At 38.0% G+C, this 16,533-nt stretch carries 13 protein-coding genes and 1 riboswitch; of the genes, 7 read left to right on the top strand and 6 right to left on the bottom strand.

What is annotated here, in order from left to right; translation table 11 throughout:
- The first annotated feature begins 113 nt into the window (after positions 1-113).
- Positions 114-223, top strand: a riboswitch (SAM riboswitch).
- A gap of 71 nt (positions 224-294) precedes the next feature.
- Entirely contained in the window at positions 295-2,154 is a 1,860-nt protein-coding gene (locus MHI40_RS16090) for a bifunctional homocysteine S-methyltransferase/methylenetetrahydrofolate reductase (RefSeq protein WP_340763514.1), read from the top strand.
- A complete protein-coding gene (metH, locus tag MHI40_RS16085) occupies positions 2,135-5,572 on the top strand; it encodes a methionine synthase (RefSeq protein ID WP_340763513.1) in 3,438 nt (1,145 codons plus the stop codon). The genes MHI40_RS16090 and metH overlap by 20 nt, the downstream gene beginning before the upstream one ends.
- 189 nt (positions 5,573-5,761) lie before the next feature.
- On the opposite strand, the gene MHI40_RS16080 is transcribed toward metH, so the two are convergent.
- Positions 5,762-6,517, bottom strand: a complete 756-nt coding sequence (locus MHI40_RS16080; RefSeq protein WP_340763512.1) for a DUF817 domain-containing protein — start codon at positions 6,515-6,517, stop codon at positions 5,762-5,764.
- A 117-nt stretch (positions 6,518-6,634) separates the two neighbouring features.
- Between MHI40_RS16080 and MHI40_RS16075 the strand changes: the two genes are divergently transcribed.
- Positions 6,635-7,240, top strand: coding sequence for a TetR/AcrR family transcriptional regulator (locus MHI40_RS16075; protein WP_093538329.1), 606 nt, complete (start codon positions 6,635-6,637; stop codon positions 7,238-7,240).
- A 47-nt stretch (positions 7,241-7,287) separates the two neighbouring features.
- Here MHI40_RS16075 and tatA read toward each other — a convergent pair whose 3' ends face one another.
- The 4 genes from tatA to MHI40_RS16055 all read right to left on the bottom strand — a co-directional run bounded on the left by tatA (position 7,288) and on the right by MHI40_RS16055 (position 10,366).
- A complete protein-coding gene (tatA, locus tag MHI40_RS16070; protein WP_093538330.1) occupies positions 7,288-7,494 on the bottom strand; it encodes a twin-arginine translocase TatA/TatE family subunit in 207 nt (68 codons plus the stop codon).
- A gap of 81 nt (positions 7,495-7,575) precedes the next feature.
- A complete protein-coding gene (locus tag MHI40_RS16065) occupies positions 7,576-9,300 on the bottom strand; it encodes a GMC family oxidoreductase (RefSeq protein WP_340763511.1) in 1,725 nt (574 codons plus the stop codon).
- Positions 9,301-9,326: 26 nt separating this feature from the next.
- The gene (locus tag MHI40_RS16060; RefSeq protein WP_340763510.1) at positions 9,327-10,079 is read right to left on the bottom strand and encodes a gluconate 2-dehydrogenase subunit 3 family protein; all 753 of its coding nucleotides are present in this window, start codon (positions 10,077-10,079) and stop codon (positions 9,327-9,329) included.
- Positions 10,080-10,108: 29 nt separating this feature from the next.
- Positions 10,109-10,366, bottom strand: coding sequence for a hypothetical protein (locus MHI40_RS16055; RefSeq protein ID WP_340763509.1), 258 nt, complete (start codon positions 10,364-10,366; stop codon positions 10,109-10,111).
- Positions 10,367-10,750: 384 nt separating this feature from the next.
- On the opposite strand from MHI40_RS16055, the gene MHI40_RS16050 reads away from it, so the two are divergent.
- From MHI40_RS16050 to MHI40_RS16040, 3 genes are all read left to right on the top strand, one after another.
- Positions 10,751-11,347 carry a hypothetical protein gene (locus MHI40_RS16050; protein ID WP_340763508.1) on the top strand — a complete coding sequence of 199 codons (597 nt, stop codon included), beginning with the start codon at positions 10,751-10,753 and terminating at the stop codon, positions 11,345-11,347.
- A 77-nt stretch (positions 11,348-11,424) separates the two neighbouring features.
- Entirely contained in the window at positions 11,425-13,020 is a 1,596-nt protein-coding gene (locus MHI40_RS16045; protein ID WP_340763507.1) for a catalase, read from the top strand.
- A gap of 420 nt (positions 13,021-13,440) precedes the next feature.
- Entirely contained in the window at positions 13,441-14,382 is a 942-nt protein-coding gene (locus MHI40_RS16040) for an ATP-grasp domain-containing protein (RefSeq protein ID WP_340763506.1), read from the top strand.
- 243 nt (positions 14,383-14,625) lie between these two features.
- Here the strand turns inward: MHI40_RS16040 and MHI40_RS16035 are convergent, their stop codons facing one another.
- Positions 14,626-15,492, bottom strand: a complete 867-nt coding sequence (locus MHI40_RS16035) for a DUF1206 domain-containing protein (protein ID WP_340763505.1) — start codon at positions 15,490-15,492, stop codon at positions 14,626-14,628.
- 263 nt (positions 15,493-15,755) lie between these two features.
- On the opposite strand from MHI40_RS16035, the gene MHI40_RS16030 reads away from it, so the two are divergent.
- Entirely contained in the window at positions 15,756-16,511 is a 756-nt protein-coding gene (locus MHI40_RS16030) for an exodeoxyribonuclease III (RefSeq protein ID WP_340763504.1), read from the top strand.
- The last annotated feature ends 22 nt before the right edge of the window (positions 16,512-16,533 follow it).

The raw sequence follows: 16,533 nt of genomic DNA, 5'->3' as shown, positions 1-16,533 counted from the left end.
CGATGAGGACGATCCAACCTCAAAAGCGGAGTATATAGAAAGTTCAAAATATACCTTGACGCTTTAGTTGAATAAAGGTACGATATGTCTAATTAGAAAACTGAATAGTGAAATTCTTATCAAGAGAAGCCGAGGGACTGGCCCTACGACGCTTCAGCAACCAGCCATTCATTTGGTCAGGTGCTAAATCCAGCAGACTTTGCAAAAGTTTGAAAGATGAGAAGGTGGTATCTTGCATACTAGTAAAGCCTTCTTTTCATAGAAGGCTTTTTTATATGGGAGGATGAAGGCACTATGAGTTTATTGGAGAAGTTACAGACATCTATGCTGACAGCAGACGGGGCAATGGGGACACTTCTGTACTCTTATGGAATTGACTATTGTAATGAAGAGTTAAATATTCAAAAACCGGAAATTATAGAGAAAATCCATCAGGATTATATTGCGGCCGGAGCAGATATTATTCAAACGAATACATACGGAGCAAATGCTATTAAGCTTGCTCGCTATGGACTAGAAAATCAAGTGAAAGAAATAAATGAAGCTGCTATTCAAATTGCGAAAAGAGCTGCCGCGTCTGGAAACCAATTCGTCCTCGGGACTATTGGGGGGATTCGAGGAATCCGAAAAAGTGATGCTACACTCCAAGAAATTATTCATTCACTCGACCAACAAGCAATCCAATTGTTAGCAGGAGATCCAGATGGTCTATTACTTGAAACCTATTATGATTTCGAAGAGCTAAAGACTACTATGACTTATCTTCGTACACTAACCGATATTCCGATAATAGCTCAAGTATCTATGCATGATCCGGGTATTTTGCAAAATGGCTTACCTCTAAATGATGCGCTGCATGAGCTTGAAACAATTGGAGCCAACATTGTGGGAGTCAACTGTCGACTAGGTCCACATCATACAATTCAAGCATTTGAAGGAGTAAAGCTGCCAGAAAAGGCATTCTTATCTGCTTATCCAAATGCGAGCTTACTGGATATAGATGAAGGACGTATAGTTTACGAATCCGATGCTGAGTACTTTGGTAAAGCTGCATTATATTTGAGAGATGCAGGAGTGCGCTTAATAGGTGGTTGCTGTGGAACGACACCAAAGCATATTGAAGCAGTGAAAAGACATATTGGGCATTTAACCCCTATTACCAATAAAGTAGTAGAGACAAGAAAGCCTATTATTATTCAAGATGCTAAGCCAACTAATACCCAAGCTCTACATGAAAAAGCGAAAACAGAACGGACCATAATTGTTGAATTAGACACTCCCCGTCATCTCGATACGACTACATTCATGGAAGGTGCAGAAAAGCTATATGCAACTGGAATTGACGCGGTGACAATGGCGGATAATTCATTGGCTTCTCCACGAGTTAGTAATATGGCGATGGGTTCGATGTTAAAACACCAAAAAAATATTAGACCACTTGCTCATATTACGTGCCGTGATCGTAATTTAATTGGTCTTCAATCTCATTTGATGGGACTAGATGCGCTCGGAATCCATGACATTCTTGCAGTTACTGGAGACCCAACTAAAATTGGGGATTTCCCTGGGGCGACAAGTGTTTATGATGTATCAAGCTTAGAACTGATTCAACTAATCAAACAATTAAACGAAGGTATTTCTTTCTCAGGAAAGTCGCTACGGAAAAAGGCTAACTTCTCTGTAGCAGCTGCTTTTAATCCGAATGTTCGTGTGCTGGACCGTGCAGTGAAGCGACTAGAGAAGAAAATTGAGTGTGGGGCGGATTATTTCATCACACAGCCTGTCTATTCGAAAGAAAAAATCCATGAGATTTACGAAGCGACCAAGCATTTATCAACCCCTATTTTCATCGGAATTATGCCACTAACCAATAGTCGAAATTCTGAATTCCTTCACAATGAAGTCCCAGGCATAAAATTGTCTGAAGAGGTGCTAGAGCGTATGCGTTTATGTGGAGAAGATAGAGTGCGAGCTACTGCAGAAGGTATTCAAATATCGAAGGAATTAATCGATACCGCAGCGGAATTATTTAACGGAATTTATATTATTACACCATTTTTCCGTTACGATATGTCTCTAGAATTAATTCATTATATTCAAGAGACTGACCGGGAGAAAGAGAGAGGATTCAGCTATGTCCAAACATCTAATTGAGCAGCAGCTCCAACAAAGAATACTAATTATTGATGGTGCAATGGGAACGATGATACAAAATGCAGATCTTAGTCCTGAAGACTTCGGAGGGGAAGAATACGACGGTTGTAATGAGTATTTAAATATCGTCAAACCAGATGTTATTGAACATGTTCATCGTGAATATTTAGCTGCTGGGGCTGATATTATTTGCACGAATACATTTGGTGGAACCCCAGTCGTGTTAAATGAATATGATCTTGGTGCTCAGGCACATGATATAAACTTTCGAGCAGCCCAGCTTGCTAAAACATGTGCAGATGAATTTTCTACATCTGACTGGCCACGATTTGTAGCTGGGGCAATAGGGCCAACGACTAAAACACTATCGGTTACTGGTGGTATTACGTTTGACGAACTTACAAACGACTTTTATGTACAGGCAAAAGCACTAGTAGAAGGTGGAGTAGACGTTATTTTACTAGAAACGAGCCAGGATATGCTGAATGTGAAGGCTGCGACAATTGGTATCCAACAGGCTTTTACTGAGCTAAAGATAGAACTACCTATTATGATTTCTGGAACGATTGAACCGATGGGAACGACACTTGCAGGGCAGAGTATTGAAGCATTCTATATTTCCATCGAACATATAAAGCCACTTTCTGTTGGATTGAATTGTGCTACCGGACCAGAATTTATGACCGATCATATCCGTTCGTTATCTGAGCTATCAGATGGATATGTTAGCTGCTATCCTAATGCTGGCTTACCAGATGAGGAAGGGCATTATCACGAATCTCCTGAATCACTTTCTAAAAAGCTGAGAGGCTTTGCGGAAAAAGGGTGGTTGAATGTTGTTGGTGGATGCTGTGGAACTACTCCAGCTCATATTCGAGCAGTACGAGAAGCGGTAAAGGATCTTTCACCACGTAAACCCGTAGAAGCAGGTCATGGGCATGTAGTATCAGGGATTGAGCCTCTTCAATACGACGAAACGATGCGGCCACTCTTTATAGGGGAACGAACAAATGTAATTGGCTCTCGAAAATTTAAACGTTTAATTGTAGATGAAAAATTTGAGGAAGCCTCTGAAATTGCTCGGGCACAGGTAAAAGGTGGAGCTCATGTTATCGATATTTGCCTAGCAAATCCGGACCGCGATGAACTAGAGGACATGACTAACTTTATGAAAGAGGTAGTGAAAAAAGTTAAAGTGCCACTTGTTATTGATTCGACTGATGAAAAGGTAATTGAAGTTGCACTGAAATATTCCCAAGGAAAAACAATTATCAACTCTATTAATTTAGAAGATGGAGAAGAGCGGTTTGAAGCTGTAATGCCTTTAGTGAAGAAATACGGTGCGGCAGTTGTAGTTGGCACAATTGATGAGATAGGAATGGCGGTTACAAGACAGCGAAAGTTAGAAATCGCAGAACGTTCATATGATTTATTAGTTAATAAATGGGGGCTTGCGCCAGAGGATATTATCTTTGATCCACTCGTATTCCCAGTAGGAACAGGTGACCAACAATATATTGGGTCAGCAGTAGAAACGATTGAAGGGATTCGCCTCATTAAAGAAAAACTGCCAAGAGCACTAACTATTTTAGGAGTAAGTAATGTCTCCTTTGGTCTTCCACCCGTTGGTCGAGAAGTATTGAATGCAGTCTATTTATATCATTGCACGCAGGCTGGTTTGGATTACGCGATTGTAAATACCGAGAAACTGGAGAGATATGCGTCTATTCCTAAACAAGAAATCGATATGGCCAATGAGCTTTTGTTTACGACTACTGACAAAACACTTGCTGATTTCACAGATTTTTACCGAGATAAAAAGAAAGAAAAGACTGAAGATGATATACCCAAAACTGTACCAGAACGGCTTGCCTATTATGTTATTGAAGGTACGAAGGAAGGACTTATCCCGGATTTAGAAGCGGCACTTCAAATGTATGATGCACCACTAGATGTTATTAATGGTCCATTAATGAAGGGGATGGCTGAGGTAGGGCGACTGTTTAATGACAATCAGTTAATAGTTGCAGAGGTTCTTCAAAGTGCGGGAGTGATGAAGGCTTCTGTTGCATATCTGGAGCAGTTCATGGAGAAAAAAGAGGATGACTCTGGTAAAGGGAAAATCGTCCTTGCGACTGTAAAAGGCGATGTGCATGATATAGGTAAAAACTTAGTTGATATTATATTGAGTAATAACGGATATAAAGTAATCGATGTGGGGATTAAAGTAACTCCAGCCACTTTAATAGAGGTAATCCGGAAAGAAAAGCCTGATATGATCGGACTTTCAGGGCTCCTTGTAAAATCTGCACAGCAAATGGTCATCACTGCTCAAGACTTTAAAGAAGCAGGTATTGATGTGCCAATATTAGTAGGCGGAGCAGCACTTTCTCGTCGTTTTACTGAGACAAAAATTTCCGCTCAATACGATGGTCCTGTTCTATATGCGAAAGATGCCATGCAGGGTCTGGACCTGGCCAATCGATTACAAAATAAAGAAGATAAAGAGACTCTATTAGTCGAACTTAGTGTTCAACAAGAAAAACGAAAAATTGCGGAAGCTAATCGCTCGGCCAAACAAGCGGTAGCTGTATTAGAAAAACCAGTTAAAACCGTACGTGAGGATGTTCAGGTATACATTCCAAAGGATGTTCGTAAACATGTATTAAAGGATTATTCTGTCGCACATTTGCACCCATATGTGAATATGCGCACATTAATAGGTCATCATTTAGGATTAAAAGGGTATAGTGAAAAACTGTTAGCAGAGAATGACGGGCGTGCAACGGAATTACATGAATTAGTCACAGGATATTTGCAATCTGATATATTGAAGCCACAAGGGGTATATCAATTTTTCCCTGCTCAGGCGGATGGCAATGATGTCATTATTTATGACCCGACCGATGGTAAAACAGAAATCGAGCGCTTTACATTCCCACGTCAATCCGTCGTGCCATTCCTGTGTTTAGCAGATTATTTAAAATCTGTAGACAGTGGAGAAATGGATTATGTAGCACTAATGTTAGTAACGGCAGGGCATGGAGTTCGTGGGGAAGCCGCTAAACTGAAAAACCAAGGCAAATTTTTAGAAAGCCATGCATTACAAGCAACAGCCTTAGAACTTGCAGAAGGATTTGCCGAACGCATTCACCAAGAAATCCGAGACCAATGGGGATTCCCAGATGCAACGGAATTCACCATGCGCGACCGTTTTGCTGCCAAGTACCAAGGACAACGCTTCTCCTTTGGCTATCCAGCCTGCCCAAATCTGGATGATCAAGCAAAGCTATTTGGATTGATAAAACCTGAAGTAATTGGAGTAGAGCTTACAGAAGAGTTTATGATGGAACCGGAAGCATCTGTTTCTGCCATCGTATTTGCTCATCCGGATGCAAGATATTTTGTCGTTGACTAAAGATTAAACACTGCCAACTAACTTGGCAGTGTTTTTTATATATAGAAAATGGATAATCGGTCAAAAAACACTTAATATCTGTCGAATCAATCGATGATGCTCCATAATCGATCCACCGAGTAAGAATATCGATCGATAGCGACCGATAATCGATTGATCACAAACAATAATCGATCAATCCTCACACATTTATAAGGAACGGCTCTTCACCCGTTTCAATTGTGCAACGATAATAACGCTTATAATCACAAGTAAAAACCACGAGCTAATTTTGCCGATATGCACGAGCGACCAGGTCTCCGCTTGGTTAGGATACTGCCACGCACCTAAGAAGGTAACGATATTCTCAGCGATCCAAATAAAAAAGCCAATTAGTAAAAATGCAAGAATCATAGGCATTTTAAACACTTTTTCTCTTAACTCAAAAGTCACTACTGTGCGGAAAAAGATGATTAACAATAAGCATTTAAGAATCCAACGAATATCATAGCTGAAATGGTGGGTAAAGAAATTGAAGTAGATAAGAACACTAATTCCTACCGCCCAAAAGGGTTTCGGCCAATTGTACAAATGGAGATTCATCCTTCGCCAACTTTGACAAATATAGCTCGCAACACTCGCATACATAAATCCGCTATACAAAGGTACGCCACCTACCTTACTAAATGCGTCCTCGGGGTACGACCAAGAACCCATATGTACTTTATATAATTCTAAACCGAGACCAATAATATGAAACAAACAAATTACCTTAAATTCATCCCAAGTCTCTAATTTGGAAATGAGCATAAATACTTGCCCCGCTATACAAAGGAGTAGGATCAGATCATATCTAGGGATAAGTGGGATACTGACAAATTTAGAAAGAGCTAAGGCTGAAAAGATGATTACAGGAAATATACAAGAAAGTGCCTGTAAATAAGTAAATAGTAGAAGATTTCGCATTCACATACTCCTTTTAAATGGCTATAGGAATATGGACGAACTTAAAACAGATTGGTTCAAGGTTGAATATTCATGTATAATTTTGTCTATATTTAAAAAGACAAGGGGGAATTGCTCATGAATTCGGAAAGTTATTCGATGGGGGATAGAAGAATTCGGAGAACAAAAAATCTCTTGAAGATGCATTTTATCCAGCTAGTGAAGAGCAAAGGATACAAAAACGTTACGGTCACAGATATAGTGGAAAAGGCAGACTATAATAGAAGCACCTTTTATTTACACTTTAAAGATAAAGAGGACTTAGCAGAAGAATTGCTAGCAGAAGTATTAGGAGAATTAAAATTAGCATTTCATAAGCCATTTCTTGAAACAAAGGTTGTTGATTATAATCATATATTACCTTCATCCAATGCTTTTTTTAAACACTTTTATGATAATAGAGATTTTTATAGTTTATTAACATTAGAAGATTCCATTCCTAGGATGAATGATAAATTCTTTTTGAAATTTAAGGAGGTATTTGAGGGAATCGTATATTTAGATGCAGCGAATGAAAGTATTGAGCTAGAGCATTATAATACATATAAAATGTATGGTTCTTATGGGGTAATTCTTGAATGGATACATGGTGGGTGTAAACAAACACCAGAGCAAATTGCAGATAATTTATTAGAAATATTTAAAACCAATAATAGCTCATTTCATTTCAAAAAGAAAAGCTAATTCTAATAAAAAAAGCTGGTCTTGACAGATGTCAGGACCAACCAAAATTATAATTTTTTATCTAAATTTACTTCAGATGCTTCGACTTTCTTATCATCTTTTTCTTCATCATTTATAATATCTCGAGTCGAGGTTTTGAATTCTTTTAACGTTTGTCCAACAGCTTTGCCTAGTTGAGGTAATTTAGATGGACCAAAGATGATCAAAGCAATAATTAGTACAAGTATTAAACCGGGTATCCCTATGTTTGGCATAGAATCTCCTCCTTCTATAAAGAATCGTTATTAATATAACACATTTTGAAAGAAAATGATGGTTCTACACTTGCTACTGTATTATTTTTTAGGAACTAATGGTCCGCCGCCGTTTTTTAAGTACTTAATCATACCTTCAGTTGCTCGGTAAGCCAATGCACCTACAGTTGGAGTTGGATTCGTTGGACCAAAGTGAGGGAATGCCGAAGCTCCACAAACGAATAAATTATCTACATCCCACATTTGCATGTAATTATTTACTGCAGAGTTTTCAGGGCTATCACCCATGATTACACCGCCACCATCATGTTGGAAAGTGAATCTTCCACCAAAATGCTCAGCCATTGGAATTGTATCGATAATGTCTGCTCCCATTTCTTTTACTACTTCATTAATTTTTTCAACTAAAAATTCATTACGTTTATGGTCCATCTCAGTATAATCGAATGTTACACGAATTAACGGATCACCGTAATCATCTGTATACGTTGGATCTAAGTCTAGATAATGATCTTTATGAGGCAATATAGCTCTTTGTGAAACTACACTTAGGTTACGGTAGAAATAGTGTAAAGAGTTTTTCTTAAATTCTTTACCCCAAGTCGGCGTACCAAATGGTGCAGGATTATTAGAAATAGGTTCATTACCAAATAAATGCAATTCAATCTGCCCACCATGGATGAAATCCAGATTTGCATGGTCAAAGTTATCCGCATTAAAGTCATTGAAAGCCGATCCTAAAGAACCTGTTCCGATGTAACTATTGAATTTTTTCTCTTCAAAATAACCAATAGCTCCAGTAATCGTATGGTGATCTGTGTAGTTTTTACCGATAATTCCTTCACCAGTTTTAGGATTATATGGTTTTCCAATACCAGATAACAATAGTAAACGAACATTATTAAAGATATAGCTTGTTAAAACAACAAGATCGGCAGGTTGTTCGAACTCCTCACCAGTTCTTGTATCTTTATATAAAACACCAGTTGCTTTTGTTCCATCATATAATACACGCGTTACGATAGAATTTGTTCGAAGTTCAAAATTACCTGTTTTCTTAGCAGTTGGTATTACTGTTACGATTGGGTCTGCTTTTGCTCCGTACTCACAGCCATAGTTCCCACAAAATGCACAGTACTGACATGCATTTAATGTTTCTCCATCTGGATTCGTATATGTTTCTGACACATTTGCAGTTGGAACTACGAATGGATGATATCCAAGTTTCTCTGCTGCTTCATGAAACATTTTCATTTGTGGTAATTTTTTTAGTGGTGGTGTTGGGTAATCGATCGAACGATGTCCTGCTAAAGGATCGGGTTCCCCTGATATACCAGCCATTTGTTCAAACTTGGAGTAATATGGTTCGATTTCATCGTACGTAATACCCCAGTCTTGAATAGTAACATCAGCCGGAATTTTACCTTCACCATATTTTTCAATCGTTTTACTACGAATTTCAAAATCATATGGGAAATAGCGATACGTTTGGCCACCCCAGTGAGCACCGCCGCCGCCAGTACCAGTTCCTACTACTAATGCACCTTCATCACGTACTGGTTTGGCAGTATCGTTTAATGTATTACGGAATGTAATAGTATCTTTTGTTAACTTTTGCATTAATTCTTTATGAATATTATATTTTAATTCATCATGACCATGTAAATAATCTTCGATGGATCTTTCTACTCCACGTTCTAATCCAACCACATGATAGCCAGCTTTTGTCAGTTCAGCAGCAACAATACCGCCTGTCCAGCCCATACCAGTTGTTACAACATCAACTTTTGGTAATTTTGTAACCATAATAATCCTCCTCTTGTTGTTTTACCTTATGAATGTTTGTGTCCGCCTAAACTAATAGGATCTATTAATACAAATTCCTCTTCATCTAAATAGGAAGCATACGACATTTGAGCTCCAGGGAATTCTTTCATTTTCCAGCCAGCCATGTTTTTATTGCCACCATAAAGTGGGTCTGAGAAACAACCTTGTAATGTAAGTGTTCTTAGTAAACCAAAAAATGCTGCAGAATTTACTAAATCCATCTTTACTTCTCCAGCTTCAAAAGTACTAAGGATAGTAATTTGTTGCTCTTCCGATAAATCTTTGAAGACCTTTCCATCATGCTCTTTCTCTGCAACTTCATTTATTTTACGAACACCTTGCAGCATAATTTCTGCTTTATCTAGAGGGACTTCGCCTGGTTGGAAAGGACCTTTTCTATAATCATCCGTATTAATACCCCAAGGGCTAGCTAATTGTTTGTCTATAAAGTAAGGAGCGCCGAGTGTAATAGCGCCTGGACCATGCTCATCTTCTGGATAAATTAGTTCCGCTGCTGTACTAAGTGCATCAAAATCTTTTTGTCTTACGAAAAACTGACGAGTATCACTGTAATCGATAGCCGTATGAGTACTTCCGCCAGTAGTTGTATGAGTAGTTGTTTCAGTTTTTCCTCCAACTAAGCTACCGATTGCTCCACCCAAAACAAGTCCACCAACTGTTAAACCAGAATTTTTGATGAATGTACGTCTAGATGAACGCTTATCTAAAATAGGACTCTTTTTTTCTTGTTCTGACATATTCAAACCCTCCATTTATGAAAAATGTATTAATGTACAATAGTTTGCCAATTATAAACGATTGAAAATAAGGCAGTGCTTACTAATAATGCGGCGATGAAAAGTGTGTATTTTTTTCCGGTCCAACAAGCAACAATAATGGACAATCCAATAGCTGCGCCAATTAATGAGAACCAGGGAAAAATATTATTAGTGAAATGAAGAAAAAGTGCAAAATCAGCAACGACAAATAGGGCAAACAAAAACTGATTTAATAGTTTCAACTCTTCTAAATTATATTGAGTCACATTATCTCTCCTTTAAATTCTATCTTTTTGGAATAATATTTTTTTATAGTTATAACAAGCAATGAAAATTGTAACAAGTTTGTAATATGGGCACAATCACTAATACATGGCTATATGACTAACAACTAGACATATGTATATAGAGTGTTTAATAGAAAAGTGTATTGTGAATATTCGACGTATAATAATTGTAGAAAAAATGTATGCATTCAATATTGCTTTTTATTCTTTATATTCGGGCTGTAAAACTAAATTATATCAACCATCTACGGCTTAGGGCTTAGTCACTTTCCACCTTAAGTACGTTTGGAATTATTAAAAAATAGAGGATGATTAGGATAATAGATTAGAGGAAAAATACCTCTTCTGAACGAGGTGGAAAAAATGGGGAAAAAGGTTTATATCATTCTTAGTAATACTGGGACACTTTTTTCAAAAGCGATTGGCATGTATACAAAAAAAGAGTTGAACCATGCCTCTATTGCTTTTGATGAGGAACTAAATGAGATGTATAGCTTTGGTAGAAAAAGTCATCATAACCCTTTTAATGGAGGGTTTATAAAAGAAAACCCGATTGAGGGAATGCTTCAAAGAGCTACTTGTGCCATTTATGAGTGTGGGGTGACGGATTCTGAATATTTACGGATGAAAAGTATAATCACTCAAATGGAACAGCAACAGCAATTTTACAAATATAATTTAATCGGCTTAGTGTACGTTGCGATAAATATTGAAAAAGAACGTGAGAATGCATTCTTTTGTTCTCAGTTTGTCGCTACAATTATGAAAGAATGTCCGTCCTCGCAGTTCCGGGTTGCACCTCCTTTAACGCAGCCATATCATTTCGAACAACTTTCAGCATTATCCTTAACATTTAAAGGAGATTTACAAACATATGTAAGTGGAAAAAGGAAAGTAGAGAAACCGATTCACGTATCGGTTTGGAGAAAGTATGCACTTTCTATAGCAAGCTTTATGTAATACTGGAATATTTACTCATTGTTCTGGACAGTATAGAGAGGAATGTAAATTCTATCTTGTGTTTAGGAGGATGAACAGTGAAGGAAGAACAAACTAATAACACTACAAATGTGGAAAATGAAGATACTCTTACGAATAGGCAGGGGCATCCGGTAACGAATAATCAGAATATGAGGACCGTTGGAAACAGAGGACCAGCAACGTTAGAAAACTATGATTTCATAGAGAAAATAAGTCACTTTGACAGGGAACGTATACCAGAGCGGGTAGTTCATGCAAGAGGTGCCGGAGCGCATGGTTATTTCGAAGCTTATGGTGCTGTGGGAGACGAGGCAGTTTCTAAATATACTCGTGCTAAAGTATTTCAGGGAAAAGGAAAGAAAACTCCTGTTTTTGTTCGATTTTCATCCGTTATTCATGGAGGGCATTCTCCTGAAACGCTACGTGATCCACGTGGGTTTGCAGTGAAGTTTTATACAGAGGATGGAAACTGGGATTTAGTAGGGAATAACTTGAAAATATTCTTTATCCGTGATGCGATAAAGTTCCCGGACATGATTCATGCTTTTAAGCCAGATCCGGTAACCAATATTCAAGATTCCGAACGTTTTTTTGATTTTTGTGCGAGTTCCCCTGAGTCATTTCATATGGTGACTTTCATCTATTCTCCATGGGGCATTCCGGCAAATTACCGAATGATGCAAGGGTCAGGTGTAAATACGTATAAATGGGTAAACAACGAAGGTAAAGCAGTCCTTGTAAAATATCACTGGGAGCCAAAGCAAGGCATTCGTAACTTAACTCAAAAGGAAGCAGAGGAAATACAGGCAAAAAACTTTAATCATGCAACGCAGGATTTATATGATGCAATTGAAAAAGGTGATTTCCCTGAATGGGAGTTACTAGTCCAAACGATGAGTGATGATGATCATCCCGAGTTAGACTTTGATCCATTAGATGATACAAAGCTGTGGCCTGAAGACTTATTCCCCTGGAAGGCTGTTGGAAAAATGGTGTTAGATCGAAACCCAGTGGATTATTTTACAGAGGTGGAACAGGCAGCGTTTGGTACCGGTGTACTCGTAGATGGATTGGACTTTTCGGACGATAAAATGCTACAAGGCCGTACATTTTCATATTCAGATACACAACGTCACCGTGTTGGAGCAAACTATTTACAGCTTCCGATTAATGCACCCAAAAAACGTGTTGCAACCAATCAAAGCGGTGGCCAAATGGCGTACAAGTTAGATAGAGGTCCGTTCCAAAATCCTCATATCAACTATGAACCTTCTATACTAGATGGCTTAAAGGAAGCAACACAAACTGGTAAAGAGTACACTCCAATGATTAAAGGAAACTTAGTGCGCGAGTCCATTGACCGTCAAAATAACACAAAGCAAGCAGGAGAAACCTATCGACAATTTGAGCAATGGGAAAAAACGGAGCTCATCTCGAATTTAGTAAATGACCTGTCTGCCTGTGACCCACGAATTCAAGAAAAGATGATTGCTTTAGCGGAGGAAGCAGATGAAGACTATGGGCGTCATTTAAGAGAAGGACTTGCTCAAGCTAAAAGTAATGGTTCCTCTCAAAAACCGTTGGGAAATAAAGACGGAGATAAAGCACCAGAACAAGCAATTGATAAAAGTCATGAAGCGGATCCATATTAACTAGAAAACCCTGCTCTCCAAGAGCAGGGTTTTCCAGTTTGACGACAAAGGTATTTTATAAATGATTATGAATAGTAATAAATATTCATAAGGGTTTTATTTATCCTATTAAAAGTAAGATATTACATACTCTATTAGAACTGTTTATAAGGCAAGGTACCACCACGAAGACTCCTGTGGGATTAGCTTGAGCTGAAGACCCCGCAGGAACGTAGTGACGAGGAGGCTGAAGCCAAGCCCACGGAAAGCGAAGTGGTGGGCATTGCCGAGTTTAATATTCAACTCCACCTAAAATTAAGTTTGTCTACAGTCTGAACCCTGCTCTCCAAGAGCAGGGTTTTATGCTGTTGTCTCCAACTTTATTGGTATATACTAATGCATAGTAGTTTGATAGGAATAGAAGTAGAGGAGTGGATGATTTTGTCTAAAATATATATAATTCATGAAAATGATGAGTGGACGGTTCATTTAACAAAACGATTAGAAGAATTAAATTTACCGTATGAATTATGGCATCTAAACCAGGGAATTGTAGATTTAACAACAGCGCCTCCAGAAGGTGTGTTTTATAACCGAATGAGTGCTTCTTCCCATACAAGAGGACATAGATATGCACCTGAATTAGCTGGTGGAGTACTGTCTTGGCTTGAGCTTCATGGAAGAACAGTATTTAATGGAACGAAAGCGTTAAGTTTAGAACTAAGTAAGATCAATCAGTATACTGCTTTACAAGCAAGCGGTATCAATACGCCAAATACGATTGCTGCTGTTGGTAGTGAGAAAATAATTTTAGCTGCTAAAAAGCTAGGGAAGACGCCATTTATCACAAAGCATAATCGTGCTGGTAAAGGATTAGGCGTACAATTATTTCAAACAATAGAGGCATTGGAAGCTTACGTGAACGGCCCAGCATTTGAAGATCCTGTAGATGGTATTACGCTCATCCAACAATACATCCAATCACCAGATGCTTATATTACAAGAGCGGAGTTCATCGGTGGTAAGTATTTATATGCAGTAAGAGTAGATACTTCAGAAGGATTCGAGCTTTGTCCGGCAGATTCATGTCAAATTGGAGATGCATTCTGTCCAGTGGGAGAAGAACCAGCTATGAAGTTTGAAGTTAAAGAAGATATAGATGTATCTTGGGTCGAGCGATATGAAGCATTCTTGCAAGCAAACAAAATTGATGTAGCCGGTATTGAATTTATTCGTGATGCAAACGGGGAAGTGTACACGTATGACGTAAACACAAATACGAACTACAATGCGGATGCAGAGGCTAAGGCAGAGAAATATGGGATGCTGGAGCTTGCTAAGTTTTTAGGGACTGCCCTAGAAAAGTCTAAAGTCCATGCTTAATAGAGTTAGTACCAAAGGAGGGTTTTTATGAGCTTAGTATTGTTTGGGGCTATCTCATTAGTTATTTTGTTTGGGCTATTTGCATTAGCTATCGCCATATTTGTGTTACTGAAGATGACTAAAAAGTAAAGAGTAAGTCAGTCTTTATTGAAAGAGAACGATGTAATCTAAAATGACTATCAGATTATATATCAATCTGATAGTCATTTATAAGGGATGAGAGATAGCATACTTCGAAAATGTTTAACGTTTTTTAAAGTTAGATTTCTCATAACCAAAGTTCATGCGCTGATAGCGTCCGAGTATGATTTGGTGGAGGCCATATAAGATTAGTCCAATTGCTACCATAGCTAGCAAAAACTTTCCGAAGGGCTGGTTTGCTAATTCTGTCAAAGCACCCCCAAACCCTTTAGATTCTTCGGAGTTATTTGTATATGCTGTGCGAATAAAGAAAAATCCGATCATACTTATAACAGTCCCTCTTGAAATAAGACCAATTTTCCCTGTTATTCTAGCAACATTTCGTTCCATACCATTCATTTCATAGGTTTTGAATTCAGACATGAATTTCTCTTTAATACCACTATAAAGTTCGAAAACGCCACATCCAATAATTATTGCACCAACTATTCCAACTAACCATATACCAAATGGTTGTTCCAGTAACTTAATGGAAACGTTTTTCTCAGATTCACTATTACCAGAATTTCCCGTATGGCTTGCTAGTTTTATAGCTCCATATGATAAATTTGCATAAATGACTCCACTAATGAAATAACCCGCTCTTTTTATTAGACCTTGTACATCAGTTCCTACATTATTAGGATCTTTAATTGCTAATATAAAAACCCATAGGATATAACCGAATAAACCTATTCCAATAATCCATAAGGCAATTTCCCCAAATGGTATTTCAGAGATTGATTGCAATACACCAGACGTTCCGGTCATCTCTCCTCGGGGTCCGAATGCTGCTAAAGCTGCTAGAATGCCGATCATTCCATACACAATACCTATAGTCATATAACCAAAACGACCAAAGCGACGAACCCAAGGTTTCGCTTCGCTCATTTTATGTTTTGCCCCGGATGATTTTAATGATACATCCATGTATTCGACACTTCCTCTACTATTCTCTTATTTATAAAGTACCCTTTTTCTCACTAAATAGAAACCCAATCTAACGACCAATATATGCTAGAATGACAGAATTCTTAACCAAAAGAGGATTGATCTATATTAATCAGCATAACTCTGGAATTATAAAAATTCCCATTACTTGTCTTGCCTACTCATTGTTTTTAAAAGAGACAATACTTTGTTATGATTAACATAAAACTAGTTACATAAGTTTCTATCTTGGAGGATATAAAATGAAGTTGGTTTCATGGAATGTGAATGGCATAAGAGCCTGCGCGAAAAAAGGATTTCTCGAATATTTTAATGAAGTAAACGCTGATATTTTTTGTTTGCAAGAAACAAAGCTGCAAGCTGGTCAAATTGAGCTACCCTTACACGGCTATGAACAGTATTGGAACTATGCCTTGAAAAAGGGCTATTCTGGTACAGCAATTTTTACGAAGGTAAAACCGATTTCTGTTAAATATGGTGTTGGTGATAATGTTTCAGAGGATGAAGGTAGAATTATTACACTGGAGTATGATCAATTTTACTTGGTGAATGTATACACTCCGAATGCTAAACGAGATCTAACGAGACTTCCATATCGACTGGAATGGGAAGATGAAATGCGGACTTACTTAATAACACTTAATGCTATAAAGCCTGTAATTATGTGTGGGGACTTAAACGTGGCTCATAGCGAAATAGATTTGAAAAACGCTAAATCTAATAGAGGTAACTCAGGGTTTACGGAACAAGAGCGTGGCAAAATGACCGATTTACTTGCAGCAGGATTTGTAGATACATTTCGTTACTTTTATCCAGAAAAAGAAGATGCCTATAGTTGGTGGTCCTATATGAGTCAGGTGCGAGAGCGAAATATTGGATGGAGAATAGATTATTTTATAGCTTCTGAAAAACTAGTCCCTTTTTTGAAGGATGCTTCTATAGATTCACAGGTACTCGGAAGTGATCATTGTCCTGTTATTTTAGAATTAGTGCAGTGACAAGGTTAGAATGATATATTTC

It is taken from the genome of Psychrobacillus sp. FSL H8-0510, assembly GCF_038008345.1.
Taxonomy (GTDB): Bacteria; Bacillota; Bacilli; order Bacillales_A; family Planococcaceae; genus Psychrobacillus; species Psychrobacillus psychrotolerans.
The sequence above is the reverse complement of the archived record's forward strand: the minus strand, read 5'-3'. Positions and strand labels throughout refer to the sequence as shown.

Coding starts and splice junctions, on each gene's coding strand:
- MHI40_RS16035 (WP_340763505.1), bottom strand. CDS start 15,492: ATGGATGTATCATTAAAATCATCCGGGGCAAAACATAAAATGAGCGAA.
- metH (WP_340763513.1), top strand. CDS start 2,135: ATGTCCAAACATCTAATTGAGCAGCAGCTCCAACAAAGAATACTAATT.
- MHI40_RS16050 (WP_340763508.1), top strand. CDS start 10,751: ATGGGGAAAAAGGTTTATATCATTCTTAGTAATACTGGGACACTTTTT.
- MHI40_RS16060 (WP_340763510.1), bottom strand. CDS start 10,079: ATGTCAGAACAAGAAAAAAAGAGTCCTATTTTAGATAAGCGTTCATCT.
- MHI40_RS16065 (WP_340763511.1), bottom strand. CDS start 9,300: ATGGTTACAAAATTACCAAAAGTTGATGTTGTAACAACTGGTATGGGC.
- MHI40_RS16090 (WP_340763514.1), top strand. CDS start 295: ATGAGTTTATTGGAGAAGTTACAGACATCTATGCTGACAGCAGACGGG.
- MHI40_RS16080 (WP_340763512.1), bottom strand. CDS start 6,517: ATGCGAAATCTTCTACTATTTACTTATTTACAGGCACTTTCTTGTATA.
- tatA (WP_093538330.1), bottom strand. CDS start 7,494: ATGCCAAACATAGGGATACCCGGTTTAATACTTGTACTAATTATTGCT.
- MHI40_RS16075 (WP_093538329.1), top strand. CDS start 6,635: ATGAATTCGGAAAGTTATTCGATGGGGGATAGAAGAATTCGGAGAACA.
- MHI40_RS16030 (WP_340763504.1), top strand. CDS start 15,756: ATGAAGTTGGTTTCATGGAATGTGAATGGCATAAGAGCCTGCGCGAAA.